Origin of the sequence: Myxococcus guangdongensis (genome assembly GCF_024198255.1) — a bacterium.
GTDB lineage: Bacteria > Myxococcota > Myxococcia > Myxococcales > Myxococcaceae > Myxococcus > Myxococcus guangdongensis.
In genome coordinates this window covers 69,294-96,128 of record NZ_JAJVKW010000002.1, presented here as the reverse complement: position 1 = coordinate 96,128, position 26,835 = coordinate 69,294, and the positions used below count along the sequence as shown (strand labels likewise).

At 70.8% G+C, this 26,835-nt stretch carries 16 protein-coding genes; 11 read left to right on the top strand and 5 right to left on the bottom strand.

Annotated elements, in window-relative coordinates; genetic code table 11:
* Nucleotides 1-174: 174 nt before the first annotated feature.
* Complete coding sequence (locus tag LXT21_RS05295; protein ID WP_254036996.1) at nucleotides 175-846, bottom strand: GNAT family N-acetyltransferase; 672 nt, start codon at nucleotides 844-846, stop codon at nucleotides 175-177.
* Between the two features lie 350 nt (nucleotides 847-1,196).
* Here LXT21_RS05295 and LXT21_RS05290 point away from each other — a divergent pair, with 350 nt between their 5' ends.
* From LXT21_RS05290 to def, 4 genes are all read left to right on the top strand, one after another.
* A complete protein-coding gene (locus LXT21_RS05290; protein WP_254036995.1) occupies nucleotides 1,197-4,223 on the top strand; it encodes a sensor histidine kinase in 3,027 nt (1,008 codons plus the stop codon).
* 170 nt (nucleotides 4,224-4,393) lie between these two features.
* Nucleotides 4,394-6,787: a replication restart helicase PriA gene (gene priA, locus LXT21_RS05285; protein ID WP_254036994.1), complete on the top strand. Its 2,394-nt coding sequence runs from the start codon at nucleotides 4,394-4,396 to the stop codon at nucleotides 6,785-6,787.
* Between the two features lie 15 nt (nucleotides 6,788-6,802).
* On the top strand, nucleotides 6,803-14,047 hold the full coding sequence (locus tag LXT21_RS05280) for a hypothetical protein (RefSeq protein WP_254036993.1): 7,245 nt from the start codon (nucleotides 6,803-6,805) through the stop codon (nucleotides 14,045-14,047).
* A gap of 87 nt (nucleotides 14,048-14,134) precedes the next feature.
* Complete coding sequence (gene def, locus LXT21_RS05275) at nucleotides 14,135-14,662, top strand: peptide deformylase (protein WP_254036992.1); 528 nt, start codon at nucleotides 14,135-14,137, stop codon at nucleotides 14,660-14,662.
* On the opposite strand, the gene nth is transcribed toward def, so the two are convergent.
* Nucleotides 14,622-15,434, bottom strand: a complete 813-nt coding sequence (gene nth / locus LXT21_RS05270; RefSeq protein WP_254036991.1) for an endonuclease III — start codon at nucleotides 15,432-15,434, stop codon at nucleotides 14,622-14,624. The genes def and nth overlap by 41 nt on opposite strands.
* Between nth and ltaE the strand changes: the two genes are divergently transcribed.
* Nucleotides 15,433-16,458, top strand: coding sequence for a low-specificity L-threonine aldolase (ltaE, locus tag LXT21_RS05265; protein WP_254036990.1), 1,026 nt, complete (start codon nucleotides 15,433-15,435; stop codon nucleotides 16,456-16,458). The genes nth and ltaE overlap by 2 nt on opposite strands.
* A 164-nt stretch (nucleotides 16,459-16,622) precedes the next feature.
* On the top strand, nucleotides 16,623-17,531 hold the full coding sequence (locus LXT21_RS45135) for a M23 family metallopeptidase (RefSeq protein ID WP_267145394.1): 909 nt from the start codon (nucleotides 16,623-16,625) through the stop codon (nucleotides 17,529-17,531).
* 109 nt (nucleotides 17,532-17,640) lie between these two features.
* On the opposite strand, the gene LXT21_RS05255 is transcribed toward LXT21_RS45135, so the two are convergent.
* Nucleotides 17,641-17,910: an HU family DNA-binding protein gene (locus tag LXT21_RS05255; RefSeq protein ID WP_002635502.1), complete on the bottom strand. Its 270-nt coding sequence runs from the start codon at nucleotides 17,908-17,910 to the stop codon at nucleotides 17,641-17,643.
* A gap of 354 nt (nucleotides 17,911-18,264) precedes the next feature.
* Here LXT21_RS05255 and LXT21_RS05250 point away from each other — a divergent pair, with 354 nt between their 5' ends.
* On the top strand, nucleotides 18,265-19,995 hold the full coding sequence (locus tag LXT21_RS05250; RefSeq protein ID WP_254036989.1) for a hypothetical protein: 1,731 nt from the start codon (nucleotides 18,265-18,267) through the stop codon (nucleotides 19,993-19,995).
* Between the two features lie 19 nt (nucleotides 19,996-20,014).
* On the opposite strand, the gene LXT21_RS05245 is transcribed toward LXT21_RS05250, so the two are convergent.
* Nucleotides 20,015-21,136: an alpha/beta fold hydrolase gene (locus tag LXT21_RS05245; protein ID WP_254036988.1), complete on the bottom strand. Its 1,122-nt coding sequence runs from the start codon at nucleotides 21,134-21,136 to the stop codon at nucleotides 20,015-20,017.
* A 123-nt stretch (nucleotides 21,137-21,259) separates the two neighbouring features.
* Here LXT21_RS05245 and pssA point away from each other — a divergent pair, with 123 nt between their 5' ends.
* From pssA to LXT21_RS05225, 4 genes are all read left to right on the top strand, one after another.
* Nucleotides 21,260-22,120 carry a CDP-diacylglycerol--serine O-phosphatidyltransferase gene (gene pssA / locus LXT21_RS05240; RefSeq protein WP_254036987.1) on the top strand — a complete coding sequence of 287 codons (861 nt, stop codon included), beginning with the start codon at nucleotides 21,260-21,262 and terminating at the stop codon, nucleotides 22,118-22,120.
* 198 nt (nucleotides 22,121-22,318) lie between these two features.
* Nucleotides 22,319-23,581: a CinA family nicotinamide mononucleotide deamidase-related protein gene (locus tag LXT21_RS05235; RefSeq protein WP_254036986.1), complete on the top strand. Its 1,263-nt coding sequence runs from the start codon at nucleotides 22,319-22,321 to the stop codon at nucleotides 23,579-23,581.
* The gene (locus tag LXT21_RS05230) at nucleotides 23,578-25,038 is read left to right on the top strand and encodes a hypothetical protein (protein WP_254036985.1); all 1,461 of its coding nucleotides are present in this window, start codon (nucleotides 23,578-23,580) and stop codon (nucleotides 25,036-25,038) included. The genes LXT21_RS05235 and LXT21_RS05230 overlap by 4 nt, the downstream gene beginning before the upstream one ends.
* Nucleotides 25,039-25,096: 58 nt before the next feature.
* On the top strand, nucleotides 25,097-25,606 hold the full coding sequence (locus LXT21_RS05225) for a DUF1285 domain-containing protein (RefSeq protein ID WP_254036984.1): 510 nt from the start codon (nucleotides 25,097-25,099) through the stop codon (nucleotides 25,604-25,606).
* On the opposite strand, the gene recA is transcribed toward LXT21_RS05225, so the two are convergent.
* Nucleotides 25,603-26,631: a recombinase RecA gene (gene recA, locus LXT21_RS05220; RefSeq protein WP_254037750.1), complete on the bottom strand. Its 1,029-nt coding sequence runs from the start codon at nucleotides 26,629-26,631 to the stop codon at nucleotides 25,603-25,605. The genes LXT21_RS05225 and recA overlap by 4 nt on opposite strands.
* Nucleotides 26,632-26,835 lie beyond the last annotated feature (204 nt).

Below are 26,835 nucleotides of genomic sequence, written 5' to 3'. Positions count from 1 at the left end.
AGCGGCGTCGGGGCGCGTGCTCGCACGTGAGCATGGCCCCATGTGCCTCGCGCGGCGAAGCCCCTGGTGGTGGTCCGCGGGCCGCCACCTCGCACGGGCGAGGTCCTCCCTCGAACTGCTTCGAGCCCCGGGAGGTGCGGCACCTGTCGGCGGACGGCGCGCGGGCTCGGCCTGCTACGCGCCCGAGGTGCGCCGGGCGACCTCGGTGTCATTTCGGGGCGCCTCGTCCGCGGGCGCGGGGCGCCACATGAACCACTGTGGCGGGCCACCGTCGAAGCAGGGCTCGGTGCGCTGAAGGTCGAAGCCGAAGCCCTGGTACCAGTCGCGGTTGGAGGCCTTGGCCGTCTCGAGGAAGCACGGAGCGCGAGTCTCCTCCGCCAGCGCCAACCCCGCGCGCATCAACCGCGCGCCCACGCCCTTGCCCTGGTGCGCCGGGTCCACGGCGATGGTGGCCAGGTACCAGTGGGGCGGCGTGTGCGGGTGGTAGCGCTCCAGCCTCGCCAGCGCCTGGAGCGCCATCCGCGCCCGTCGCGGGAAGTACCGCAGCCCGGCCCAGACCGTGGGCAGGAAGACGGCCTGCCGCCCGAGTGACTGCGGGAAGCTGCCCGGCCGCAACCACGCCGCCACGCCCGTGAGCTGTCCGTCCTCGACCGTGGCATGCACCACGCCGTGCGCGAGACAGTCCTCCACGGTGGCCCGATAGAACTCGGCGGACACGCGGGCCCGGCGCTCCGAGGGTCCGGGGAAGAGCTCCGCGAGGAACGGGTAGTCATCGAAGGCGCGCGCGCACATCGGGCCCACCTGTCCCAACAGCTCCGGCCTCAGGCTCTCGATGCTCACGCTCATGCGCGAGGGACTGTATCCCGGGCCCACCCTGCTCGAGTCCATCATCCCGCTCACGCCGCGCGGGCGCCTGCTCTCGACCGACGTGTCTCGGGGGCACGTCGTCCTGGGCGCGACCCTCGCCACCCAGGGGCCCGGCCGTGCTCCGGCTGACACGCTCGCCCTCGTGCCAGCCAGGTCGCGGGCAGGCCGACCGGCTTCACGCCGGAGACCTCGCCTTACGTGTGCCCTGGCCGGGGCGAAGAGTCGTTCTATGGTGGACCCTGATGGGTGTTCGACCACGGTGTGACGGGGGCCAGGCCACCCCCGGGCCGGTGCGATGCGGTGAGCGAAGCGGACGACTCCGTGGGCTCGTGCTCGCGCTCGTCCTGACGTCGTCATCAGCGTGGGCCCAGTCGCCTCGCAACGCCACGCTCCGGGACTTCCATCACACGGCGTGGACCCAGAAGGACGGCGCGCCCGCCGGAGTCTGGGCCATGGCGCAGACTCGCGATGGCTGGTTGTGGTTGGGGACGGCGTCGGGGCTGTATCGCTTCGACGGCGTCCACTTCGAGCGCCGCGACCTGCTGCCCCCCGAGAGCATCGCGTCGCGCTCGGTGGGCGTGCTCCAGGCCATGCGCAACGGAGACCTCTGGGTCGCCTACTCCTTCGGCGGCGCGAGTGTCCTCAGGGCCAGCGGTGAGGTGCGCCACTTCGACCCGGGCGGGCTGCCCGAGGGCAAGCCGGTGGAGTCCTTCGACGAGGATGGTGACGGGCGTCCCTGGGCCCTCACGCCCCTGGGGCTCCATGTCTTCGAGGGAGGCGTCTGGTCGCACGTGGACGTTGGCTGGGGACTGCCCGAGGACGAATGGGCCGACAGCCTCCAGGACGTCAGTGGCGCGTTGTGGCTGGTGGGCTCGAGCGGTGTGTATGTGCTGCGCCCGAACGCCCAGCGCTTCGAGCGCGTGGAGACCGACGGCCCTCCCGTGCTGGCCTTGTTCCTGGGCCACGATGGGACCCTCCTGCGGTACGACGAGCAAGGCACCAGTCCCCTGCGAGGACCTGGGTTTCCGGAGCCCTTGGCCCACGTCCCCGCCGATGCGTGGAGCAGCCACGCGTTGATCTCCGTCTTCGACAGGGATGGCTCCGGCTGGCTCGTCGGGTGCCCACAAGGCGGTATCTGTCGGCGCACGAAGCCCTTCGAGGAGGGGCGCTTCCTGCGGCGCACCGAGGCGACCGACGTCTTCGGCGCTCGCGAGGGGCTGTCGTCGGACGCGGCCATGACGCTGTTCCTGGACCGCGAGGGCAACATCTGGGTCGGCACCCAGCTCGGGTTGGACCGCTTCCGGCGCAATGACGTCGCCACCCTGCGCTTCCCCAAGACGACGAGCTACTTCGCGCTCGTGGCGGACCGTCGGGGCCGGCTGTGGTCGGGGTCCGCGATGCGCGTGGGCACCTCCGACGTCTGGTGGCGGTTGGACGCGTCCCCCCTCCTCGTTCCGGGCATCCAGGGCGAGATGACCGCCACCTTCCTGGACTCGGATGGACGACTCCTGCTGGGCGGCTCGTCGGGCTTCTGGCGCTTCGACCCGGAGGACAGCCGAGTGGAGACGCTCTCGCGTCCCGAGCAGGAGCAGGGGCAGCGCATCCAGGCCATCGTGCGCGACGCGGAGGGCCGGCTGTGGGTGTCCTTCCGCGCCTCGACGGTGTACCGCCTGGATGGGGACACCTGGACGCCGAAGGGAGGCCTCGCCGCGCTGCCGGACCTGCCGCCCGCGCGCGCGGTGCTGGATGGTGAGGGGCACCTGTGGTTCGGATACAACAACAACCAGGTGGTATTCCTTGAGGGAGCGCACGTGCGCTCCTTCACCGAGCAGCAGGGCCTGCGCACCGGCACCGTGACAGCCATCCTCCCCGGAGCGCCCACGCTGGTGGGCGGCGCGCTGGGGCTGGCCGCGTTCGACGGCGCGCGCTTCCAGATGCTGAAGGCGACGCACGCCGAAGTGCTGACGGGCATCACCGGCTTGTTGAAGACGGAGGACGGGGCGCTGTGGCTCAACGGCCAGGCGGGTGGGGCGCGCATCGCCGCGGAGGACCTTCGCCGCGGGCTGACGGAGCCGGGCTTCATGATGCCCATCGAGCGCTTCGACATGAACGACGGCATGCCCGGAGGCGCGCAGCAGATTCGTCCGCTGCCCACGCTGGTGCAGGGTGGAGACGGACGACTCTGGTTCGCCGCCGTCAATGGCCTGGGCTGGATGGACCCGAGCCGCATCGAGCGCAACGCCTTGCCTCCGCCGGTCATGATTCGCTCCGTGTCCTCCGGCGAGACGTCTTACGTGGGCACCACGCGACTGGAGCTCCCACCGCGCACGCGTGAGCTGCGCATCGCCTACACCGCGCTGAGCCTGGGGATGCCGGAGCGGGTCACCTTCCGCTACCGGCTCGAAGGCGTGGACGAAGGATGGAAGGACGCGGGCGCCCGCCGCGAGGCGACGTACACCAACCTGGGGCCGGGCCACTATCGCTTCCAGGTGATGGCGGCCAACGAGGACGGCGTCTGGAACGAGCGGGGCGCGTCGCTCGAGCTCGACATCGCGCCGACCTTCTTCCAGACGCGCGCGTTCGCCGTGCTGTGTGTCGTCGGAGCGGTGGGGCTCTTGTGGCTCCTGTACGCGCTGCGGATGTGGCGGGTGACGCAGCGCTTGCGATTGCGTCTGGAGGAGCGCCACGCAGAGCGCGAGCGAATCGCCCGGGAGCTGCACGACACGCTGTTGCAGGGCATCCAAGGGCTCGTGCTCAACGTGCACGTGGTGACGTCGAGCCTGCCGGTCGGGGATGCGCGGCTCGGGCTCGAGTCCGCGTTGGACCGCGCGGACTCCGTGCTGACGGAGGGCAGAGACCGGGTGAGCTCCCTGCGCGACACCTCCGCGAGCAAGGACGACCTGGCCGAGGCCTTCACGTCCCTGGCGCGAGAGCTCGACGAGCGGGAGGGACCTCGGCTGCGCATGGTGGTGCGAGGCGAGGCGCGCACGCTGGAGCCCCTCGTCGCGGATGAGCTCTATCGCATCGGCCGCGAGGCCATCGGCAACGCGTTCGTGCACTCTCGTGCGCGCGAGGTCGAGGTCAGCCTGCTGTTCGAGCACCCCGAGCTGCGGCTGTGCGTGCGTGACGATGGGCGAGGCATCGACGTGGCCACGCTGGAGCGGGGTGGCCGCGCCGGGCACTGGGGCTTGCGCGGCATGCGCGAGCGCGCCGAGAAGGTCGGTGGGCGGCTCGACATCATCAGCGGCGAGGGACGCGGGACCGAGGTCCATGTCGTGGTGCAGGCCCAGCGCGCCTATCTGCGTCGGCCGCTGGAGGGACTGCGGCGACTGGTGCCTCGGCTCGGTCGGCGCTGAAGTCTCCTGGCTGGAGTCGGACGGCTCGCACGCCCGGACGGGTGGTGGGCGGGCACGCGCTGACGCCGGACGGCCCACGTCCCTCGGGACGCCCATGTCAGACAGCCCTGGCACTGTGGACCCCGGTAGCAGGACGGACGGGGCAGGGGCGTTGGGTCGAAGGGAGCGCCATGGAACAGCGACCGTTGTGGGACGAGCCGACGGCGGACGATGCGGAGGAATCCTCCACCAGGGGTTCCATCCCGCTGCGCACCTTGGGTGCGAGACGTCGCCGGGAACTGTCCCAACCGGAACAGGCCGCTACAGTGGCGTTCGCAGTGAGCGAGCACCCTCCCGTCCTGGCCTCCGTCGCCGTGGCCCGCCCCGTCCGGGGTGAATTCACCTACTCCGTGCCGGAGGCCCTCCTGGGGAACCTGGCCCCGGGGCAGCGCGTGCTCGTGCCCTTCGGTCGAGGCACCGCGCTCGGCTTCTACCTGGGCCCCTCCACCGTGACGCTGGGCGAGAAGGTCCGGCTCAAGCCCATCCAGCGCGTGCTGGAGGACTCGCCGTCCTTGCCCAAGGACCTCATCGCGCTCTTGCGCTTCGCGGCCGAGCACTACCGCTACCCGCTGGGCGAGGTCATCCGCGGCGCGCTGCCTCCCGGGTTGTCCAAGCCCGTGGACGGCAAGGAGGCCCAGCCGGATGTGCAGCAGTTCGCGGTGGCGCTCGTCAACGAGGTGCCCGCGGCGCTCGCGCGCGCACATGCCCAGTCCGCCGCGCTCGCGTACCTCCTGGCCGTGGGCGGCAGCGCCCCGCTGGAGGAGGTGAGCCACGCCATTCCTGGCGCGCGCGCGCACCTCAAGAGCCTGGCCACCAAGGGCCTGGTGCGCATCGAGGAGAAGAAGCTGGAGGCGGGCGTGAAGGAGGGGCTGATTCAAGGCCGCCCGGACCGCCTCACGCCCGAGCAGGCCGTCGCCGGTGAGCAGCTGCGCCTGGCCCTGGACGCGGGCGCGTTCCAGCCCTTCCTCCTGCACGGCGTGACGGGCAGCGGCAAGACGGAGGTGTACCTGCGCGCGGCCGAGCACGCGCTGTCCCTGGGCAAGAGCAGCCTCATCCTCGTGCCGGAAATCGCGCTGACGCCGCAGCTGGTGGGCCGCTTCCGCAGCCGGTTCGGCGCGGAGGTGGCGGTGCTGCACTCGGCGCTGAAGGACCGCGAGCGGCTGTTCCACTGGCAGGCCCTGCGCCGGGGCGAGGTGAAGATCGCCGTGGGTGTGCGCTCGGCGGTGTTCGCCCCGGTGGAGAACCTGGGGCTCATCGTCGTGGACGAGGAGCACGACCCGTCCTTCAAGCAGGACGACAGCCTGCGCTACCAGGCGCGCGATTTGGCCGTCGTGCGAGGCAAGCAGGCCAGCGCGGTGGTGGTGCTGGGCTCGGCCACGCCGGCGCTGGAGACGTTGGAGAACGTCAAGCGCGGGCGCTATCGGCTGCTCGAGTTGAAGCGGCGGGTCGATGACCGGCCCATGCCCACCATCGAGCTGGTGGACCTGCGTCAGGAGCGCCCCCGCGAGGGCATCGTGACGGAGGAGGCGCCCATCCTGAGCCCGCCGCTGCTGCAGGCCATGGAGGAGACGCTCGCGAAGGGCCAGCAGGTCATCCTGTTCCTGAACCGCCGGGGCCACAGCACGGTGCTCTTGTGCGAGGTGTGCGGCCTGTCGCTCAAGTGCACCTCGTGCGACGTGTGCCTGACGCACCATCGCTCGCAGAACCGGGTGGTGTGCCACTACTGCGGGCTGACGATGCCCGTGCCCGAGCGGTGCCTGGAGTGCACGGGCCCCATCCTGAAGCTGGGCATCGGCACGGAGCGGGTGGAGGCGGAGGTCGCCGAGCGCATCCCGAACGCGCGGGTGGCGCGGTTGGACCGGGACTCGGCGACCAGCGCGGAGCGGCTGACGGAGCTTTTGGCCTCGTTCGCCCGCCGGGAGCTGGACGTGCTGGTGGGCACGCAGATGGTGGCCAAGGGGCACGACTTCCCGGGCGTGACGCTGGTGTGTGTCGTCATGGCGGACACCTCCCTGGCGATTCCCGATTTCCGAGCCGCCGAGCGGACCTTCCACCTGTTGACCCAGGTGGCGGGGCGGGCGGGGCGGGGCAAGGACCCGGGGCGGGTGCTGGTGCAGACCTACAACCCGGACGCGGAGCCGGTGAAGCGGGTGCTGGCGCACGACTTCGACGGGTTCGCCCAGCAGGAGTTGGAGTGGCGCAAGGCGTTGGCGTACCCGCCCTTCGCGCGCATGGCCTCGATTCGACTGGAGGGGGAGCACCCGGAGCAGGTGGCCAGCGTGGCCCGGCACCTGGGGAACCTCGTATCCCGGAACATGCCCCCGGCGTCGGCGGGGGTGCGGTTGTTGGGGCCGGCGGTGGCGCCCATCGCCAAAATCCGGGGGAAGACGCGCTGGCAGCTGCTCCTGAAGGGGCCGACACATGTGGCGCTCGCCCCGCTGCTCGCCAGGGTGGAGACGGCCCTGGCCGACGTTCCTTCGGCGGTGAAGGTCGTCCTCGACGTGGATCCGGGGGCCATGCTGTAGACTCGTTGCCCCCCCATGGGCGCACCGGTCCTCCTCGTCCACGACGACATCGCCACCATCGCCGCAGTGCGGCGTCTGCTCACCCGTGAGGGGCACGAGGTCATCCTCGCGACCTCCGCCGCGGATGCGCTCATCGCCTACGGGCATCACCTGCCGGCGCTCATCGTGCTGGCTCCGGGCGTGGAGAGCGGCCGGGGGCGGCTGGTGCTGGAGGAGTTGCTCCAGCATCCGGACGGCAAGGTGGCCCGGGTGCTGCTGTTGGGCGAGCCCATCGCGGGGTTCAGCGCGCCGGTGGCGCCGCTGCCGTTGGATGGGACGAGCTTCGTGGAGCTGGTGGACTCGCTCATCCGCGCGCCGTCGTCGGCGGACGCGTGGCATGTCCTGGAGAACCGGAGCCTGCCGGGCATGCCCGAGGCGACGGGGGCGGAGGACGCGGAGACGTGGCACGCCACGGCGCCTGGGTCCTCGGTGGGGGGGGATCCGACGCTGGCGAACGCGCTGTTCGGGGATTTGGCGCCGCTGCACCAGACGGACTGGGAGCTGGCGGCGATGACGCGCGAGGAGCGAAGCGAGCACGAGGAGCAGGCTCGGCGCGCGCCGCTCGACGTGCAGTCGACGTTGGAGAAGGTGCAGCAGGAGGAGGAGGCCGCGGTGCTGGCCTCGGCGCAGATCGCGTTGGCGGGAGGCGGCGAGGACTGGGGCGCGGCGGTCGCGGGGGACGGAGCGTTCGACGAGAGCGCGCTGCCCGCGGATGAGGTGTTCCGAGGAGAGGGTGAGTCCGCGGGCCCGGGAGGGCTCGATGCGGATGCACGCGCGTGGGAGGGCGAGGCTCCGGAGACGACGGACGGGGACGGCAACGCCGCATGGGCGGAGCAGGGAACGGAGGGCGGGCACGGCGGCGCTGCGTGGTCGGATGGTGGCGGCGAGCCGGGGGCGGGTCATGCCGCGGGGGCGGACGAGGGGCGCGAAGCGACGGACGACCCTTGGGCTGAGCAAGGCGGCGGCGCGACGGGTGAACACAGCGACGCCGCGTGGTCGGACGGTGGCAACGAGTCGGGTGTCGGCGCGGCGGGCGAGCACAGCAACGCCGCATGGTCGGACGGTGGCAACGAGTTGGGTGTCGACGCGGCAGGCGAGCACAGCAACGCCGCATGGTCGGACGGTGGCAACGAGCCGGGCGCCGACGGGGCAGGTGAACACCCCGAAGCTGCATGGTCGGAAGGCAGCAATGCCCCTGGCATTGGCGCGGCCGGTGAACACACCGAAGCTGCATGGTCAGAAGGCAGCACTGAGCCAGGCTCTGGTGCGACGGGCGAGCAGCACGACGCCACCTGGTCGGATGGCAGCAACGCGCCAGGCGTCGGTGCGACGGACGAGCAGCACGACTCCACCTGGTCGGACGGCAGCAATGCGCCGGGCATCGGCGCGTCGGGTGAGCAGCACGCCGCCACATGGTCGGACAGCGGTAACGAGCCGGGTACCGAAGCGACGGGCGAGCAGGGCCACGCCGCATGGTCGGACGGTGGCAACGAGGCGGGTGTCGACGCAGCGGGTGAGCACAGCAACGCCGCATGGTCGGACGGCAGCAACGAGCAGGTGCCGGGAAGTGAGCCCGGCAACGCCGCATGGTCCGAGCAGGAATCGGTCCCGGCAGCGAATCTGGAGTCCGCCCACGGTCCGCAGCAGTCCTGGTTCGACGACGCGGCGGAACAGGGCGCGCCTTCGGAAGCGGACGCCTACGGTGGCGATGCGTTGATGGGTGGTGCCCCGGAACACGGGACCGCACCGGGCCAGGAATCCGCGAGCACGAACGACGGCAATGATTGGACAGGCGTCGCCCCCGAGCACGGCGCGGCGTCGGACGCCTACGGCACCGATGCATGGGGGACACCACCGGCCGACCCGACCGCGCACGTGGCTCGTGTTGGCAGGGATACCAGCGTGTACGGCGCCGCACCCTGGACGGGAGCTACCACCGACGAGCGTGGTGACCTCCTGGGCGAAGACACTGACGACGCGTCCATCGGTGACGAGTGGACGAGCGAACCCACCGACCAAGGTGCGTTCGATGCCACGTCGCACCAGTCCGCGGATACCACCTTCACGGAAGCCACGACGCCCTCCGCTGACGCGCAAGTGGATGACGGGCAACACGCCTATGGCACGGATGCGACGTCCTCGGAGGAGGCTGACACGGCATACGGCGTGTCTCCGGGCTCCGACGCGACGTTGCCAGGAGCGGCGGGCGACACGTTCTCGGGAGGATTCGCGGACCCCGCACCGGACGCCGGGAACACGAGCGACGCCGCAGGTGGTCCCGCAACCGTGCTGTATGGCGTGAGCGTTCCAGACACGGGAGCCGTATCCACGGAGTGGTCCGCTGAGTCCTCGGGTGGTGACGAATCCCCGTTGCCGGTGGGCAAGCTCGCCTGGACGGAGGAGCCTCTCGCCACTACCGCCACTCCGCTCGCGGCCCAATCGCCGCAGCTCGGTGAAGAGGGCTTCTTCGACGTCGATGCTCCCGCGCCGCAAGGCGATGCGCTCTCGGCGGCCGAGGCGGAGCTGGCCGCGATGCGCGACGCCGAGCAACGTGTCCCCGAGCCAGTCGACGCGTCGGCCTGGACCGAATTGCCTCCCGACCCCGAGGTCGAGAACGCCGCGAAGGGCTTCACGACGTCGGATGAACCGACCCTGCCCGCGCACGTCGACGCTAGCGTGGAAGCGCCTTCAACCGAGTCCTCCCCCGACGAGCTGGGCGAAGAAGAGCGCTTGCCCGCCTCTCCCTGGGATGTGTTGGAGGCGGACCTCCAGGCCAAGACTCGAGCAGAGGACGAAGACTCCACGAGCACGGCCCCCGAGTCCTCCAGCCGTCAGGTGGGCGAGGACTGGTTTGACGCCGAGAACGACGAGAAGCAGTCGCCTCCAGATGCCACGGCAGCGAGCAACAGCGACCTCGTGGCCTCCGCGCCCGACGCCGGAGCGAGCACCCCGGAAGTCGCTGGGAGCGATGAGCACTCGGAGTCCCCCGGTGATGCACCGGAGTCAGGCGAGTCCACGAATCCGTCCTCCGTGCTGGGCGATGACGAGGATTGGACCAGTGCCAGGGCGGATGCCCCGGCATCCGGAGTACCGGCGGGTTGGGGTGCCGCGGGAGCCAGCGCCGACACCTCGATGGCGGACGTCGCCGCGGGCTGGGCAGACACGGTCGAGTCCTCTGACCCCACCGTGCCAGAAGCGGATTCGGACGCCCGAGCCGTGGAGTCACCCGATGCGTCCTCCGGTTGGTTCGACGCGGAGCCCGAGCTGCCGGCTTCGGCGCAGCCCTCCGCGAGCGAAGGATGGTTCGACGCCGACACGGAGTCACCGGATGCGACCGCGCGAGCTGCCCTGCTCGACGAGACCGCGCCGAGCGAACCTTCCGTCGGAGCGGAGCCGGAGCAGACCCCGGAAGCGGTGTCGATGGGCGCGGTGGACGACCCGACGATGCGCGCGCGCTGGGAGGAGTTCGAGCGCCAGTTGGAGGAGGCGCATGAGCGGGTCCACACGCTGAAGGCGGCGTTGGATGAGGAGAGCGCGCTTCGCCAGGAGACCGAGCGACAGGTCCAGGAGGCCCGCGAGCTGAGCGAGTCCCTGCGCACCATCCTGGACCGCGAAGCCGCGCTGCGCGTGGAGGCGGAGACCGCGCGAGACCGGCAGACGGAGCAGCTCCAGGCGCTCCAGGCGCGGCTCGAGGTCCTCGAGGAAGAGCACTCCCGCGACGCGACGCTGCTGGCGGAGGTGGACCAGCAGTTCCAGGAAGCCCGAGCAAGAGAAGACGAGAACGCGACGGCGCTCGCGAGGGAGGAGCGTGCGCGGCGGGAGCTCGAGGCCGAGCTGGAGATGGCTCGCCAGCGAGAGTCCGAGCAGGGCGTACGCAGCGGCTCGGAGGCCGAGGCCCTGCGCACGGAGCTCGCGAAGCTCCAGGCGCGCCTGGTGGAGGCGGAGGCGCTCGCGGAAACCGAGGCACGTGCTCGAGCCTCCGTGGACGAGGCAGCGAAGGCGACGCTCGGGCGCATCGAGTCGCGAGAGCAGGACTTCATCGAGCTGCGCGGGCTGTTGGACAGCTCGACGTCGGAGGCGCGCGAGCAGGCGAAGCTGTCGGCGGAGGCCCTGACGCGCGCGGAGGCGGAGGGCCGCGAGGCGTTCATCGCCCGGGATGATGCGCAGGAGCGTGCCGACCGTGAGTCGCTCGCCCGAGCGGAGGCGCAGGCCCGGCTCGTGGAACTGGAGACGAAGCTCGCGGAGTCTGAAACGCGAGAGGCCGCGTCGGCGCAGGCGTTGAAGGAGGTCGAGCTCCGCCTCGAGGACGAGGCCGCGGGTCGGGTCGACGCGGAGGCGCGAGCCGAGGCGGAGGTCCGCGCGAGACAAGCGCTCGAAGCACGGGTGAAGTCCGCGGAAGTGGCGCTCGTCGAAGCGGAGGCGAGGGCGGGCGCGGAGGCGCTGGCCAGAGCGGAGACCGAGGCCCGAGCAGAGGCCGCGGACGCGGCCCGGCTCGAAGCGGATTCACGAGCGAGGGCGGAGTCGCGAGCTCGCGCGGAAGCGGAAGCACAGGCGGAGCTGGAGTCACGGGCGAGGAGCGAAGCCGAGGAACGCGCGGAGGCGGAAGCCAAGGCACGCGAGGAGGCCGAGGCCCGCGCGAGGTCCGAGGTCCAGGCGCTCACCCAACTGGAGACCCAGGCCTCGTCCGAAGCCCGAGAGCGCTTCGCGCAGGAAGCCCAGGCAAGAGAAGAGGCCCAGGCCCAGGTCCAGGCGGAAGCCAAGGCGCGCGAGGAGGCGGAAGCCCGAGCCGAAGCCGAGGAGCAAGCTCGCGCCGAGGCTGAAGCAAGAGCCGAGGCCGAGGAGCAGCGGCGCGAGGAGGCCGAAGCGAAGGCAGAGGCCGAGACGAAGCTTCGCGAAGAAGCCGAAGCAAAGGTCGAGGCCGAGACGAAGCTTCGCGAAGAAGCCGAAGCGAGAGCCGAGGCCGAGACGAAGCTTCGCGAAGAAGCCGAAGCGAGAGCCGAGGCGGAAGCCAAGGCGCGCGAGGAATCCGAGGCGCGAGCGGAGTTCGAGGAGAAGCAGCGCGAGGAAGCCGCCGCACGCGCGGAGTCCGAAGCGAAGCTCCGCGAAGAGGCGGAAGCCCGAGCCGAGTCCGAAGCGAAGCAGCGCAAGGCCGAGGAGAAACAGCGCAAGGACCTCGAGGCACGCGCGAAGGCCGAAGAGAAGCAGCGCAAGGACTTCGAAGTCCGCGCGAAGGCCGAAGAGAAGCAGCGCAAGGACCTCGAAGCCCGAGCCAAGGCGGAGGAGAAGCAGCGCAAGGAGGCCGAGGCCCGCGCGGAGATTGAAGAGTCGCAGCGCAAGGACGCGGAAGCGCGAGCCGAGTCCGAAGCGAAGCAGCGCCAGGAAGCCGAAGCGAGAGCGGAAGCCGAGGCAAGGCAGCGCGTGCAGCTCGAGGCTCGAATCGAAGCCGAGGTGAAGCGACGCGAGGACGCCGAAGCCGAAGCCGCGTTCGAGGTGGAGCTTCGCGAAGAAGCCGAGGCCCGAATCGAAGCCGAGGCGACGAAGCTCGAGGCCGAGGCGAAGCGGCGCGAGGAGACCGAGTCCGAGGCGAAGCAGGCCCAGGCTCACGCCGAGTCGGAGGCCCGTCTGCGCGCCGAAGCCGAGGCCCGAGCGGACACGGACGCGAAGCAGCGCGTCGTCGCCGAGACTCGCGCGGAGGCGGAGGCCCGGCAGCGCGCGGAGGCGGACGCCCGAGCCGCCGCCGAGGCCGAGGTCCGCGCGGAGGCCGAGGCCCGTGCCCGAAAGGCGGAGCAGGCCCTGGTCGACGCGGAGGCGCGAGCCAAGACGGAGGGCCGTCACCGCACCGCCCTGGAAGTGCGCCTGGAGGCGGAAGGCCGTCAGCGCGCCGCGGTGGAGACGCGCATCGAGGAGCAGGCCCAGTCATTGAGCGCGGCCGAGGCCCGCGCCACCCAGCTCCAGGGACGGCTCGAGCAGACGGACGCGGAGCTCGCCCGGCTGCGCACGGAGCACGAGGAGGCCCGCGCGGCCCTGGAGTCCCTGCGAGAGGAGAAGGCCCGCCTGGAGGAGGACTCCGCGCAGGAGCGTGCCCGCGCCGAGCGGGAGCGCCTGGAACTCGAGGAGCGGGGACGTCGCGAGGCCGAGGATGCCGCCGCGCAGGCCCGAGCGGCGCTGCTACCCCTGGAGGCACCTCCGGGACGTCCGGAGCTCGCGGTGTCGCGCAGCGGCAGCGTCACGCAGGAAGGTCTCGCCCGCTTGGTCCTCCGGCTCTGCGAGGCGCGCATGGAGGTGCGCCTGGAGCTGAAGGTGATGAACGCGCTGCGCGTGCTGTGGCTGCGAGACGGCCTGCTGGTGGGCGCTGTCTCGTCGGCCCCGGGTGAGTCACTCATCGACCGTGCCCGCGCGGATGGCCTCATCGACGCGCGGCAGGAGGGCGAGCTGCGGCTGGTGCGCAGCGCCACCACCGGCGCGCTGCTCGACGCGCTCCGTGGGCGCGGCTACCTGCGAGAGTCCGAGTCCGTTCCCCTGGTCCAACGCTACACGGAGCAGGTCTTCCTCGACGCCCTCTCCGAGCCCTCCACGCTGTACCGCCTGGTCCAGGAGCCGGTGCCGCACGAGGTGGCGCTCGCCGCCGCCACCCGGCCGCCCCTGTTCCTGCTGGCCGAGTCCCTGCGCAACACGCTGACCGCCGAGTCCCTCCTCGCGGCCGCCGGCAGCCTGCGCGCCCGGGTCACCCGCGGAGACCTCCACCTCGCGCCCGACGACTTCGGCCTGCCCCCCAGGGACTTGCAACTGCTCTCCCAGGTGGACGGCGAGCACACGCTGGAGGCGCTGCTGCTCGGCGCGGGGCTGCCCCAGGACTCGGCGCTGAAGGCCCTCTCGGTGGCGAGGACGCTGGGGCTCATCTCCCTGCAGCCCGCGAGCACGGAGGACTCCGACGAGCTGCCGCCCGAGCTGGACGTGCGTCGGCTGGAGTCGAAGTTCGAGGAGATCCAGGACGCGGACTACTTCACCGTGCTGGGGCTGGCGCGCACGGCGGGCGGCGAGGAGGTCAAGCGGGCCTTCGAGCTGCTCACCGCCGAGTTCCACCCGCTGCGCTTCGCGGGCCATCCGGACCCGGCGCTCCAGCACCGCGCGCAGCAGATTCGCAGCGTGTTGTCCGAGGCCGCCCAGGCCCTGGGGGATGACCGACTGCGCGCCGAGTATGCACGGAGCCTGCTCGACTGACGGGGGGTGGACGTCCCCAGGAGGGGAGGGCGGGCGGCGGCCGGGGCGGGGTTGCCCGTCCGCGCGGGGGGCGTTAAGACGGCCTGCATGGTTCGTGAAATCCTCATCTGGCCCGACCCCATCCTGAAGCAGAAGGCCAAGCCGGTGACGAAGGTGGACGACTCCGTCCGCGCGCTGGTGAAGGACATGTTCGAGACGATGTACGCCGCCGACGGCGTGGGGCTCGCCGCCCCGCAGATTGGCGTGCTCCAGCGCGTCATCGTCCTCGACACCACACCTCGCCAGCCCGAGTCCAAGCCCCTGGCGATGATCAACCCCGAAATCGTCACCCTCGAGGGCGAGACGACCTACAACGAGGGGTGCCTCTCCCTGCCGGGTGAGTCGGAGGACGTGGACCGCGCCGCCGTCGTCACGGTGAAGTACCTGGACGTGGACGGCAACGAGCAGACGCTGCGCTGTGACGAGCTGCTCGCCATCGCCGTGCAGCACGAGACGGACCACCTGAACGGCACGGTGTTCGTGGACCACGTCTCGACGCTGAAGCGCGAGTTCATCCGCAAGCGGATGAAGCGCCTCAAGGTTTCGCGCGAGAACCAGCTGGGCGCTTCGCGGTAGTCGCCTTCTTCACGCGAGCCGGGGCCGGGGACTTCTCCGGCTCGGCCACGCGCGCATCGACGCCCTTCTTCGGGCACAGCTCCGCCACGACGCAGCGAGCGCACTCGGGTGAACGCGCGAAGCACGTGCGTCGTCCGTGCCACACCAGGAGCTGATGACCCAGCGTCCATCGCTCCGGGGGCAGGATGGCCTGCATGTCGGCCTCCACCTTGTCGGGGTCCTCCTGGGTGGTGAAGCCGAGCCGATAGGCGAGCCGCTTGACGTGCGTGTCCACGGGGAAGGCGTTGTCGCCGCCCAGGTGGATGCACACCACGCCCGCCGTCTTGCGGCCCACGCCGGGAAGCTCCGCCAGCGCGTCACGTTCGAGTGGCACCTCGCCGCCATGTCTCTCGGTGAGGATTTTTGCCGCCGCGACGATGTTCTTCGCCTTGGCGCGGTACAGGCCGCAGGTGCGGATGAACGGCTCCACGTCGGTGGGCTTGGCCCGGGCGTACGCCTGGGTGTCGGGGAAGTGTTGGAAGAGGGCGGGCGTCACCATGTTCACCCGCTTGTCGGTGCATTGGGCGGAGAGCATCACCGCCACGAGCAGTTGCAGGGGGGATTGGTAGTCCAGTTCGATGCGAGCGTCGGGCATGGAGGCTTCCAGTCGCTCCATGACCTTCACCGCGCGCTCGCGCTTCGCCGCCGCTGTCTCACGTCCGGGCACGCGGCCGTTGTATGTCACCCTTGCCGGGCCCCCAAGCCCCGCTGTGTCCACTCTCGGGAGAACCATGAAGCCCATCGACTTTCGCTCCGACACCGTCACGAAGCCCACCGCGGCGATGCGGCGAGCCATCGCCGAGGCCGAGGTCGGCGACGACGTCTATGGCGAGGACCCCACGGTGTTGCGCCTGGAGGCGAAGGTGGCCGAGCGGCTCGGCCTGGAGGCGGCGCTGTTCGTGCCCTCCGGCACGCAGGCCAACCAGCTCGCCATCGGCGCGCACTGCCGGCAGGGGGACGAGGTCCTGACCGAGGCGGGCAGTCACATCCTGCACTACGAGGGCGGCGCGGTGCCGGCGCTGTGGGGCGTGCAGCCGCAGCCCCTGCCGGGCGAGTGGGGCGTGTTGACGCCGGAGGTGGTGGCGGCCGCGGTTCGCGAGGACAACATCCACAACCCGCGCACGCGGTTGTTGTCGCTGGAGAACACGCACAACCGGGGCGGTGGCGCGGTGTGGTCCGTGGAGCGCTTCGCCCAGGTGGTGAAGGTGGCGCGTGACGCGGGGCTGGCGGTGCACCTGGACGGCGCGCGGCTGTTCAACGCGGAGGTCGCGGCGGGAGTCCCGGCGTCCTCGTGGGCGAAGCTGACGGACACGACGGCGGTGTGTTTCTCGAAGGGGTTGGGCGCGCCGGTGGGCTCGGCGTTGGTGGGGCGCGCGGACCTCATCCGTGAGGCGCGTCGGCTGCGCAAGCGATTGGGCGGAGGCATGCGTCAGGCGGGCATCCTGGCGGCCGCGGCGCTGTACGCGCTGGAGCATCACGTGGAGCGGCTCGCGGAGGACCACGCGAACGCGCGTCGCCTCGCGGCGGGGCTCGCGGAGGTCCCGGGCGTGAAGGTGGACGTGTCACGGGTGGAGACGAACATGGTGTTCGCCGAGTTCACGCGTCCGGCCCGGGACATGGTGCCGCTCTTGAGCGCCCAGGGCGTGTTGACGAACCCCGCGGGAGGCCCGCGCTCGGTGCGCCTGGTGACACATCTGGACGTGTCCGCCGCGGACATCGACGAGGCCGTGTCGCGTGTGCGTCGCGCCCTGAAGTAGCGCACGCGTGCCCGGCGGCCAGGCTCCCTTGCCTGCTGTACCGGGGGGCAGGGTGGGCATGCCGCGCGGCATGGGCGTGGTACGCTCGCCGGGCCGTGCGTCGACTCCCCCTTCTCGCCTTCGTCAGCCTCTGTGCCTGCTCCTCGACCCGCTCGGAGCAGAAGATGAGCTTTGACGAGGTCTACGACACCTCGGAGTTCGTCGACTCCGAGCCCGCCCCCGTGGCTCCCCGCGAGCCCCCTCCGGCCCCCGCGCGGACGCTCTCGCGGGTGGCCGCGCCGGAGCCCTCCGAGGAGCTGCAGGGCGCCCTCACCACGTTCGCGCAGCGCGCCCGAGCCCACCGCCGACAGGTGGCCCGGGGCGGCCCGATGCCGCTGGGACAGGTGCAGGGCTGGGAGGTGATGAACGGCGTCCTCGACGCCTTCCTGGAGCGCGCCCTGGAGCGCACGGATGCCCGCGACGTGGCGAAGGCCCGCGGCGTCCTGGAGGCCGAGCTGGAGCAGGACGGCAGGACGTACGGCGACATGCCGGGCGCGCTGGCGGAGGCGGTGGTGCTGAGGGTGGGGCGCCTCGCGGTCCGCATGGCGGAGCTGCGCCGGTTGGAGCACCCGGAGAACGCGGACGGCCTGCCCCGGCTGGCCTGGCCCGTGGACCCGGTCACCATCACCAGCGTGTTCGGTCAGCGCTGGCACCCCATCCGGGGCGAGCAGCGCCGTCACCTCGGCGTGGACCTGGCGGCGAAGCAGGGGCAGATCATCTACACCGCCGCGAAGGGCGTGGTGCTGCGAGCGGGCTGGAACGGCGACCATGGCCTCCAGGTGGAGGTCCAGCACGAGGGGCGCTGGCTCACGCGCTACAGCCACCTGTCCCGCGTGCTGGTGGAGCCCGGAGAGGTCCTGGACCCGGGCCACGCCGTGGGGCTCGCCGGTGAGACGGGGCTGGCCACGGGCGTGCACCTGCACTTCGAGCTGTGGAAGGACGGCGAGGTGGTGGACCCGCTGGACGCGCTCGAGGACGCCGGTGACGAGCGCCCTCGCACGCCGCCCATGGCTCGCGGCGTGACGGGCTCTTGAGGCCCGCAATGCATCAGGGGCGCCACCCACGAAGGTAGCGCCCCTGAGGAGGAGCCCGGCCCAGCGCGAGTCCCTGGGACTCCGCGGGCTGGACCGGGGTGGCGTCAGCTCACAGCGAGTTCTTGAGCTCCTTGGCCGGGCGGAAGCCGATGGTCTTCGACGCCTTGAGCTTCATCATCTCGTTCGTCTGGGGGTTGCGAATCTTGCGCGCCTTGCGGGAGCGCACGGACCACGTGCCGAAGCCGGGGTAGCTGAAGCGCGCATCCTTCTTCACGGCCTTGCCGATGTTGGTGAAGACGATGTCGAGGATCTGCGCCGCCGACTTCTTGGTGAGACGTGTCTGCGCCGCCACCACCTCGACGAGCTCTGCCTTGGTCATTACGCCCCTCCGTCCTTCGTTGTCTGGCCTTGAATGCGCGAAAGCCAACCGGTGGTAACAAATCGTTCTTTTCCCTGTCAATGCTGACCGCGTTCCGAGGCCGGAAAATCGGCCTCCGGACGAAAAGTTGGCTCGATGAAACACCGGGCGTAGACAGAGGGAGGAATCCGCGTCGGAGACACCGACACATCGCGCGGAAATCACACGGCAAAAGCATTCTGGCTGATCGTGATTGAAAGAAAGTCTTTGAGATTTCGATCGTTTGGCGTGGGCGGCTGATCGCGCCCGGGCAGGGGTGGGCGGGAATGGGGTAGGCTTCCTCCTCGCGTGCGTTTCCGAACGTTTCCCACCGTCGTGATCCTGGTGCTGGGCGCCTGCCGGAGCCCGGTGCCCCCGGCCCAGGCGCCCGCCGTCGTCCCCAGGCCGGAGGTGGGGCGGACCGAGCACTGGGTGGACGCGGCGGTCCAGGGGCGAGGAGAGGGCACTCGCGAGAAGCCCTGGTCGTCCCTGTCCGACGCCCTGGGGCATCCGGGGACGCTGACGGTGCACCTGGCGGCGGGGGAGTACCGGGGGAGCTTCACCCTGCCCGAGGGCGTCCGGCTGGAGGGCAAGGGGCCCGCCACGGTGCTGGTGGCCGAGGGCCCCGAGACCGTGGTGCTGCGAGCCGACGGATCCGAAGTGGAGTCCGCGGGGAAGGCTCCGTCCACGGCCCTCCCGTCGTCGAGCCAGGAGCCACCACCGCGAGAGGCCTCCCAGGGCCAGTCGCTGGACGAAGCGGCACCGGGCCAGGGTGCGACGCGCCCCCTCACCGACGCGATGTCCGTTCGGCCCGAAGAGAAGGGCAAGGCTCCATCCGGCGAAGCACCGAGGCGAAGCGCCGCGGGCGCTGATCAACCGCTCGCTTTCGAGGAGGGGGTGACGCTCCTTCGGAACCTGACCATCCGAGGCGGCGCCTGGGGTGTGCAGGTGACGCGCGGCCGACAGGTGAGCGCGCAGAACGTGTCCTTCACCGGGCAACATCGAGGCGGTGTCCAGGTGCGTGCCGGTCGCTTCGACGCCGAGTCCTCGCGCTTCGAGGCGAGCGTGCCGGAGACCGTGGGCCTCGTGCTCGAAGCCCCTCCGGCGGACTCGGTGGCTCCCGTGTCACCGAGGACGGCGAGCCTCCGGGATGTTCGTTTCACGGGCCCCTTCCGCCGGGCCGTGCGGGTTCGGGGCGCGGAGGCCTCCGCCAGGTTGGACGACGTCACCGTCTCGGGCGCGGTGTCGGCCCTGGGGATGGATGGCGGTCACGCCGAGGTGCGGCGCTCGTCGGCCCAGGCGGGAACAGGCGCGGCGTTCTCGGTGGTGGAGGGCACCCTGGTGCTGCAGGACGTGAGCGTGGCGGGCCACGAGCTCGCGCTCTCCGTCGTGCAGTCACCCAGGCTCGAGGTCCGCCGCTTCCAGTCCGTGGGCGCCGAGCGCGCGGGGCTCGCCGTGGTCGCCTCGCGAAACGTGCTGTTGGAGGACGTGGTGGTGCGCGGCAGCGGCAGCCACGGCGCGTTCCAGCTCACGGGCTCGCAGGTGGACGCACGGCGACTGCATGTGGAGGACGCGGCGGAGTACGGGGTGCTGGCGGTGGGAGGTCGGCTGCGGCTGCGGGGCGCCATCGTATCGCGCGTGCACTCGTCGGATGGCATCACCGGTGACGCCCTGCACCTGCGTCAGGTCGTCGCGGACGTGGAGGACGTGGTGGTGCGGGGCGCGTCGGGGACCTGCGTGCTGGCGACGCAGAACGCAAGGGTGATGCTGCGGGATGCGGACCTCGAGCGCTGTGGTCAGGCCGCCTTGCTCGCGGACACGCTCGCGACGCTCGACGCGCGAGGCGTGGAGGTGCGCGACAGCGGCCGGACGACGCTGGCGGCCACGGGCGACGGTGTTCTCCGTGTGGACGTCCTCCGCTCCAGGAACAGCAGCCAGGGCTTCGTCGGGGCCGAGTGCACCGGGTCCACTCGAATCCACCTGGGCCGTGTGGACACCGAGGACTCGCGGGGCACCGAGGTCCCGTGCGTGAAGCGAACGGTCGAGCCCGCACCGGGACCGCGCTGAGCACCGGCCACGCGGTGGCTCAGATGGGAGGAGGAGGCTCGGCGGCGGAGGTGAGCGGCGTGGCATGCTTCTCGAGCCACTCGCGGATGAGGGGATAGACCTCCGAGGGGGCGCCCTTGCCGAACACCAGGTCCCCATGGCCGTAGTCCATCGCGTCGCCGCGGTCCTTGCCGAAGACATGGAGGGTGCGGTCCGGCGCGGTGATGAGGCTGAACTGGCTCTCCACGTTCTCCGCGGTGGCGAGCCGGTCCGCGCTTCCGCCCATGACGAGGATGGGCAACTGGAGCCCGGCGATGCCCGCGCGCCAGTCGCGGGTGCGGTCGAATGAGCGGAACGCGTCGTGCTCAATCCAGTCCTGGAACTGGAGCAGCACCTTGCGGCTCATCGACGACATCATGTTCGCGTAGACCTGCCGCTGGATGCGCGGAGGGATGTGCAGCGGATTCACCACCAGGTCGGACAGGGGCAGCGTCACGTAGCCCAGGAACGGGGCCAGGCTGGCGCTCATCCACTCCTGCCGGAAGCGGGCGGGCCACGCGGCGCGCACGCCGAGGGAGATGAGCGTGCGCAGGAACGGCTCGGACTTGAAGTGCACGGGTGCGCCGAGCGTGAGCAGCCCCGCGAGCTTCGCGCCCTCCGGCCCTTGGGCCAGCCCATAACCCACGAGCCCGCCCAAGGAGTGCCCCAACCAGAACGCCCGCTTCGCGCCCGTCTCCTTCAGCGCCAGCTCCAGCAGTGCGGGCCCGTCCTGCAGGATGTGGTCGTCGATGGTGAAGTCGGTGTACCGCCGCCCTCGAGGTGGCAGGCGTGAGTGCCCCGTGCCCCGCCACTCCACGCTGAAGCAGTCGAAGCCCGCTTCGGCCAGGTAGTGGGCCACGGAGTAGGGGGGCTCGAAGTCGAACGTGAACCGGTTGGCCGCCAGTCCATGGCACAGGAGCACCGGCTCCTCGAAGCGCTTCACCGGCGCGCGCCGGACGTGCACCGCCAGCTCCCACCCGTCCGCGCACCGCGCCTTGAAGGCCTGGGGAAGGGGCGTGCGCAGACGGTACCACCGCCGGACCAGCGCCACCCAAAGGACATTCCCCAGCACCACGACGAGGCCAGCGACCAGCACCCACACGACCCAGCGCCCGTCTCCCATCGCGCCTGCTCTCCTTGCCGACCCCTGGGTCTGACGGTTCCTCGAATAAAACCCTGCTAAGGTTCGTTCTCCGGCCGTCCTGCTGCCAGGAACTCATGGGCATCAGAGGAAGTCGAGGGATCGATGAAGTTACGGAAACTGATGTTCGTGCTGCCGAACCTCTTCACTGTCACGTCCATCTTCTGTGGCTTCTATGCCATCACGCTGTGCGCGGGTGAGGCGGATCCGGTCCACCTCTATCAGGCCGCGTTGGCCATCTTCTTCGCGATGTTCTTCGATGGGTTCGACGGCCGCGTCGCGCGGTTGACGAAGACGCAGAGCGACTTCGGGGTCCAGCTGGACAGTCTGGCGGACGTCGTCTCCTTCGGGGCGGCTCCCGCGCTGCTGGTCTACAAGTGGGCCCTGGCGCCGCTGGGTTTCGCGGGGCTGTTCATCTCGTTCGCGTTCGCCGCGTGCGGCGCGCTGCGACTGGCGCGCTTCAACGTGCTGGCGGCGCGCAATCCGCACGGGGGTGGCGGGAGCTTCTTCGTGGGCCTGCCCATCCCGCTCGCCGCGGGCATGCTCGTCTCGGTCATCATCTCCCACCATGTGGCCTCCCAGGGGGAGCCGCTCCAGGAGTCGGCCTACGTGCCCGTGGCGGTGGCGGTGGTGGGCCTGTCGCTGCTGATGGTGTCGACGGTGCGCTACCGCACCTTCAAGGACACCCGCCCCAACCGGAAGAGCGCGGCCGTGTTCATGCTGATGGTGGCCGCCGGTGTGGCCATCGCGACGCAGTATCATCCCGCCTGGTTGCTGGTGGCCTGCTGTGGCGCCTACCTCGCGCTCGGGTTGGTGGAGTCCGCGGTGCAGGTGCGCACGCACCTGGCCGCGCGCAAGCTCTCCGCGGGCTCGGCGGTCGTCGCGGGCGTCATCGATGACGAAGAGGATGACGAGGAGTCCGAGGACGGCCAGGGTCCCCGCAACGACGGACCCGCCTTCCTCTGATTGGAAGACCCGAGGCCGCCGGTCGACGCGCCCAGCCTGGCGCGTCCCGGGGCTCGGGGACCGTCCGCCAGCCAGGGCCGCTGTCTGGCAACGGGTGGGGGAGGGCTGACAGGTGCCCGGCTTCCCGCTTGGATGGTGGGGCCCGAAGACGCATCCGTCCGTGCCGAGGCCCTCGCGTGTCGCTAGGATGCGCGCCCCATGCGGGTCGAACTGCTGTGCACGGGTGACGAGCTGGTCACCGGCCTCATCACGGACACGAACAGCACCTACCTGGAGGCCCGGCTCTTCGACCTGGGCGTGAAGGTGGAGCGGGTGGTGCTCGTAGGGGACGTCCGACCGGACATCACCCAGACGCTGCTCGAGGCCGCGGCGCGAGCGGATGTCGTGGTGGTCTCCGGAGGGCTGGGCCCCACGGCGGACGACTTCACCCTCGAGTGTGCCGCGGCCGCCGCGGGTGTCCCGTTGGAGGAGGACGCCCGGGTCCTGGAGTGGCTGCGCGAGCGTTACGCGTCGCGAGGCGTCCCCATCAATCCCAGCGCGATGCGCATGGCGCGAATCCCCCGGGGCTCTGAGCCGGTGCGCAACCCCGCGGGCTCCGCGCCGCTCGTCGTGCTCACGCTGGGTCGATGCCGCCTGTTCTTCCTGCCCGGAGTGCCGCGCGAGTATCGCGCCCTCTTGGACAACGAGGTGCTGCCGCGCATCCGCGCGGAGCTGGACACGAGGCCGGGCCGTGTCTACCGGGCCTTCCGGCTGCTGCGCACCGTGGGCATCCCCGAGTCCGAGCTGGACCTGGCCGTGGCGCCCCTGGCGCCCAATCACCCCAGGGTGGTGTTCGGCTTCCGCACGCACGCGCCGGAGAATCACCTCAAGCTGATGGCGGAGGCGCCCACGCAAGCGGAGGCCGACCAGGCCCTGGCCGCGGTGGAGGCCGAGTGTCGTCGCGTGCTGGGCCGACATGTCTTCGCCGCGGACGGCGAGGAGTACGCGCCCGCGCTGCTGTCGGCCTTGGGGCAAGCCGGAGCCACGCTGGCCACGGCGGAGAGCTGCACGGGAGGCCTCATCGCCCAGCGACTGACGGCGGTGCCGGGTTCGAGCACCGTCTTCATCGGCGGCGCGGTGGTCTACTCGGAGAAGATGAAGACCGCCTGGGTGGGCGTTCCCACCGAAGTGCTCGAGCGTCATACCGCGGTCTCCGCGCCGACGGCCGTGGCCATGGCCGAGGGGGTACGTGCCGCCTGCGGCGCCACATATGGCCTGTCGGTGACGGGGTACGCGGGGCCCGGCGGCGGAACTCCCGAAGACCCGGTGGGCACTGTGTACTGCGCGCTCGCGGGGCCGGGGTTCGCCACGCGGTGCGAGCGCATGTCCTTTTCTGGAGACAGGGAGCGCGTGCGCCTCTTCGCTGCCTCCCACACCCTGGAGATGCTGCGGCAGCACCTGCTGACCGCCGCCCAATCATGAGTCGCTCCAAGTCCAAGCGCCCCGCGCCTCCCGCACCCGAGTCGGAGCCCTCGCCCGTGGTCGAGCCCGCCGCCACCGCGCCCGCGGAGCCCGCGGCCCCCTCCGTCGTCGAAGGAGTGGCCGCGCCCGTGGGAAGTGGAGGCACGGTCGGCGCCGTCCTTCGCGTGTGGTTCGCGGCCTACCGGGTGGAGGTGCTGTTGTTCCTGGTGGCGTTCGTCGTGCTCGCCAGCTTCAGCTCGCAGCGCTTCCTGCGCCAGAGCGCCGCGCCGCACTTCGTCTATCAGGCGCAGGGGTGGCTGGAGGGCCGACTGGACGTGGATCCCCAGGTGCTCCCGAACCTGGAGGACTGGGCCTGTGTGCGGCTGGTGAATGGCCAGAAGGTCCGCTGCGAGGGCCGGCCGCTGCCCGACGACCGCTGGTTCGTGAGCTTCCCGTCGTTCCCCGCCGTGGCGATGCTGCCCTTCGTCGCGCTGCACGGGTACCAGTTCAACGACACCTCCTTCGGCGTCATCGTCGGAGCGCTGGCGGTGGCGTTGTTCTACTCGCTGCTGCGCTTGCTTGCCCGTGAAGGGGAGACAGCGAGAACCCGCGACGAGAACGTCGTGCTCGCGCTGACGCTCGCCTTCGGGACGTTGTTTTTCTACTGCGCCATCCGTGGCGAGGTGTGGTTCAGCGCCGAGGTCATGGGCGTGGCCCTCACCTGTCTCTACGTGCGCAATGCGCTGCGTGCCCGTCGTCCTGTCCTGGCGGGCGTGTTCTTCTCCATGGCGACGCTCACGCGCACGCCGCTGTTCTTCGCGGGGCTCTTCTTCGTGCTGGAGGCCCTGTGTCCGGGCCCCGAGCCCCGCTTGCAGCAGCTCAAGGCGTTGGGGCGCCACTGGAAGCAGGCCGCGAGGAAGGTGGGCCTGTTCGCCCTGGGGGCCGCGCCCCTGGGGCTGCTCGCCGCTGGCTACAACGTGTATCGCTTCGGCCGCTTGAGTGAGTTCGGCCACGCCTATCTCTTCAACAACCGCGTCAACGTGGACATCGACCGGTGGGGCCTCTTCCACTGGGAATACCTGGGACGCAACCTGGAGGCCGCCTTCCTCAAGTGGCCCTCGTTGTCGCTGGCGCCGCTCAAGCTCGGGTATGACCCTCGCGGGCTCACGCTGCTTTTGACGCTGCCGCTGCTCGTCTTCCTGCTGGTGCCGAAGCTGCGGCCACGCCTGCACTGGCCCCTGTGGCTCACCGTGGCCGTGTGCGCGCTGCCCGGTCTGTTCTATCAAAACACGGGCTACATGCAGTTCGGCTTCCGCTTCAGCCTCGACTACACGCCCTACCTCTTGTTGCTCTTCGCCATTGGGGGCTGGTCGCTTCGCCAGCGCGTGGTGATGGGCACGTTGGTGCTGGGCGTGCTGGTGAACTTCTGGGGCGCGGTGGCCTTCCGTGGCTACACGGAGCTTGTCCGGAACTGGTAGGGCGCTGCCTCCCGTGGGGTTGAAACCCTCGGGATGGGCGCGCAGATAGAGAAGAGCCATGCAACCTCCCACCGGACAGCCCCCCGCCGGCAAGCGCTGGCACACTCGCGAGGACAGCGGCATCCGCCTCGATGCCGCCCTGCGCTGGTGGCATGACGACGAGCCCATCGAGCACCCCAAAATCATCGAGCTCTTCAACACCTCTCTCCTCCTGGACGACGAGGGTCGCTACCAACTGCGCATCGGGCAGGACTGGTGCTACGTGCAGGTCGAGGACGCCGCGTACGAAGTCCGGACCGTGGACGTCACGCCGGACGCGCGTGTGTCCATCCGCTTGAGTGACCGCACCGCCGAGGCCCTGGAACTCGATTCGCTCCAGGTGGATGGCGCGGGCGTCCTGACGTGTCGGGTGAAGCAGGGTCGGGCCAAGGCGCGCTTCTCTCGAGATGGCCAGTACCAGTTCGGAGAGCTGTTGGAGCCGGGCCCGGGTGGCGGGCTGGTGGTGCGCGTCGGAGAGCGCCAGCACCCGTTGGCGCTCTCCCTCGACTCGCTGACCGGCTCCGTCTAGGCGGCGGCCTCCGCGGCGGGCGCGGGGCAGGGGAGCGGCGGTGTCCCCGCGAGCTCCCGGGCCAGCGCCTCCATCGTGTCGGTGTGCTCACGCAGCCACTCCGAGGCGCGCTCCCTTCCCTGGCCGATGCGCTCGCCTCGGAGGCTGAAGTGACTCCCGGACTTGTCGATGAGCCCCGTGGCCACGCCCAGGTCCAGCACCTCCCCGGCGCGGTGGATGCCGCTGCCGTACAGCAGGTCGAACTCCGCCTCCTGGAAGGGCGGGGCCAGCTTGTTCTTCACCACCTTCACCCGGGCCCGCGAGCCCACCACGGCGTCTCCCTCCTTGAGGTTGCCCGTGCGGCGAATCTCCATGCGCACCGAGGAATAGAACTTCAGCGCGTTCCCTCCGGTGGTGGTCTCGGGATTGCCGAACATCACGCCAATCTTCATTCGAATCTGGTTGATGAAGACGATGCAGCATCCCGAGCGGCTCACCGCGCCCGTGAGCTTGCGCAGGGCCTGACTCATCAGCCGCGCCTGCACGCCCATGTGCGCGTCGCCCATCTCACCTTCGATTTCCGCGCGAGGCACCAGCGCCGCCACCGAGTCCACGACGATGAGGTCCACGGCTCCCGAGCGAACGAGCTGCTCGGTGATTTCCAGCGCCTGCTCTCCGGTGTCCGGCTGGGACACCAGCAGCTCCTCCACCTTCACTCCCAGCTTGCGCGCGTAGGAGATGTCGAGCGCATGCTCCGCGTCGATGAACGCCGCCACTCCGCCGGCGGCTTGGACCTGCGCAATCGCATGCAGCGTGAGCGTCGTCTTGCCGGACGACTCGTTGCCGAACACCTCCACCACGCGGCCTCGGGGATAGCCGCCCACGCCGAGCGCCCGGTCCAGCCCCACCGAGCCGGAGGGAATCACCGCGACCTTGTGCTCCTGCGTGTCCCCGCCCAACGTCATCACCGAGCCACGACCGAACTGCTTCTCGATGGATGCCACCGCCGCCGCCACTGCCTTCAGCTTCTCCGTCAGCTTGCTCATCGACTCCCTCGCCGCCCTGTCCTTGAGTCCGTGCTGCGCCCTGTCGCCCCGGAACGAGACGCCCGACGCATCGGCGCGGTGGAGAGCAATGGGCATGCCGCGAGGTACTCCCAGTGAACACATGAAGCGAGGCGTCCGTGAGGGACTGCGGGCGTCTCGCGGGTTGGAGGGCGAACCCACCTCGGGATTTCCGGGCTGAGCGAG

Excerpts from the sequence above, each read along its gene's own strand:
- LXT21_RS05295 (WP_254036996.1), bottom strand. The coding sequence starts at position 846 with ATGAGCGTGAGCATCGAGAGCCTGAGGCCGGAGCTGTTGGGACAGGTG.
- priA (WP_254036994.1), top strand. The coding sequence starts at position 4,394 with ATGGAACAGCGACCGTTGTGGGACGAGCCGACGGCGGACGATGCGGAG.
- LXT21_RS05280 (WP_254036993.1), top strand. The coding sequence starts at position 6,803 with ATGGGCGCACCGGTCCTCCTCGTCCACGACGACATCGCCACCATCGCC.
- def (WP_254036992.1), top strand. The coding sequence starts at position 14,135 with ATGGTTCGTGAAATCCTCATCTGGCCCGACCCCATCCTGAAGCAGAAG.
- ltaE (WP_254036990.1), top strand. The coding sequence starts at position 15,433 with ATGAAGCCCATCGACTTTCGCTCCGACACCGTCACGAAGCCCACCGCG.
- nth (WP_254036991.1), bottom strand. The coding sequence starts at position 15,434 with ATGGTTCTCCCGAGAGTGGACACAGCGGGGCTTGGGGGCCCGGCAAGG.
- LXT21_RS45135 (WP_267145394.1), top strand. The coding sequence starts at position 16,623 with ATGAGCTTTGACGAGGTCTACGACACCTCGGAGTTCGTCGACTCCGAG.
- LXT21_RS05255 (WP_002635502.1), bottom strand. The coding sequence starts at position 17,910 with ATGACCAAGGCAGAGCTCGTCGAGGTGGTGGCGGCGCAGACACGTCTC.
- LXT21_RS05245 (WP_254036988.1), bottom strand. The coding sequence starts at position 21,136 with ATGGGAGACGGGCGCTGGGTCGTGTGGGTGCTGGTCGCTGGCCTCGTC.
- pssA (WP_254036987.1), top strand. The coding sequence starts at position 21,260 with ATGAAGTTACGGAAACTGATGTTCGTGCTGCCGAACCTCTTCACTGTC.
- LXT21_RS05235 (WP_254036986.1), top strand. The coding sequence starts at position 22,319 with ATGCGGGTCGAACTGCTGTGCACGGGTGACGAGCTGGTCACCGGCCTC.
- LXT21_RS05230 (WP_254036985.1), top strand. The coding sequence starts at position 23,578 with ATGAGTCGCTCCAAGTCCAAGCGCCCCGCGCCTCCCGCACCCGAGTCG.
- LXT21_RS05225 (WP_254036984.1), top strand. The coding sequence starts at position 25,097 with ATGCAACCTCCCACCGGACAGCCCCCCGCCGGCAAGCGCTGGCACACT.
- recA (WP_254037750.1), bottom strand. The coding sequence starts at position 26,631 with ATGAGCAAGCTGACGGAGAAGCTGAAGGCAGTGGCGGCGGCGGTGGCA.